Origin of the sequence: Vibrio sp. 10N.222.46.A1, assembly GCF_041473595.1 — a bacterium.
Classification (GTDB): Bacteria; Pseudomonadota; Gammaproteobacteria; order Enterobacterales; family Vibrionaceae; genus Vibrio; species Vibrio tasmaniensis_A.
This window is the reverse complement of the sequence record NZ_JBFRSN010001387.1, coordinates 1-566: the sequence shown is the minus strand read 5'-3', so window position 1 is coordinate 566 and position 566 is coordinate 1. Positions and strand designations below refer to the sequence as shown.

The following is a 566-nucleotide window of genomic DNA, read 5'->3' as shown; positions in this document are numbered from 1 at the left end:
TAACAACCCACATCACCCTTGGTATGGTTCCGAACATCCAAAACTGACGATCGTAAATATGACTGATTTTAGTTGCCCGTGGTGTAAAAAATTAGACCCTGTTCTTCGAAAAATAGCGGATGAGTTCCCTAATGACATCAAGGTGATAAATATTTATATCCCTCTAAAGGAGAGAGATTCGCCATTGAACTCAGCAACTTTTGGACTCAATGTCTGGAACAATGACAAAGAAAAATACAAAGCAGTTGAAGAGATGTTGATCAGTAAGCCTGGTATTCACAACGTTCGTTCGATAATGAAAGTAGCGAAGAAGAACAAAGCCACCGATTATGTTTCTTCAGACAGTGAAATAGCGATTGAAGTTGCTGAAAACTATAACTTATTTACGAGGCTGGGTGTTCGGGGTACACCAGCGATGCTAATTGATGGAACATTGCTCCCCGGCTACTTGCCATACGAAAAACTATATCCAATAGTAAAGGCTAAGCTAGAAGAGAAAAGTAAATAGAATAAATTTACGATAACTTAATTATTATCTTTGATGGATAAAAAGCCCTATTGATTAG

1 protein-coding gene is annotated in these 566 nt (G+C 37.8%); it reads left to right on the top strand.

The window, feature by feature from the left end:
- The coding region (locus AB4496_RS26830; RefSeq protein ID WP_372132954.1) for a DsbA family protein at nucleotides 1–508 on the top strand (508 nt) is incomplete at its 5' end.
- Between the last annotated feature and the right edge of the window lie 58 nt (nucleotides 509–566).